General features: G+C 64.5%; 1 protein-coding gene. It reads right to left on the bottom strand.

What is annotated here, in order from left to right; genetic code table 11:
- Positions 1-277: transposase (locus FG154_RS20900; protein WP_246100496.1), on the bottom strand; the 277-nt coding region annotated here is incomplete at its 3' end.
- Positions 278-369 lie beyond the last annotated feature (92 nt).

Genomic DNA, 369 nt, shown 5'->3' with positions numbered 1-369 from the left:
CCATGGCCGCGTAACTAAACGAAATCGGCCTCCGGCAAACCCGGCGCGGTTCACACCGCGGCCGCTCGTTCTCCTTGTCCAGCTCCTTCAGCCGCTTCACCTCATCGATCTTCAGGCCGCTGAACTCCTCGCGCCAGCGGAAGTAGGTGAACTTCGTCACGCCGACCGGGCGCACAGCCTCGGCCACCGAGCGGCCCTGCGACACCAACACGTCGACCTGCCGAAGCTTGGCGACGATCTCCTCCGGTCTGTGCCCTGCGCCGGGGTATCGATCCACTGGATCGATCCCTGATCCGGCTTCGATCTGCGCTATTTCGTAAGGCTCCGCCGAGGGCCGCCTGCCGGGGCCTGGTTTCATGACTTACGTCA

The sequence above is a fragment of the Cereibacter sediminicola genome (assembly GCF_007668225.1).
Taxonomy (GTDB): domain Bacteria; phylum Pseudomonadota; class Alphaproteobacteria; order Rhodobacterales; family Rhodobacteraceae; genus Cereibacter_A; species Cereibacter_A azotoformans.
This window is presented reverse-complemented; position numbering and strand designations above follow the sequence as displayed.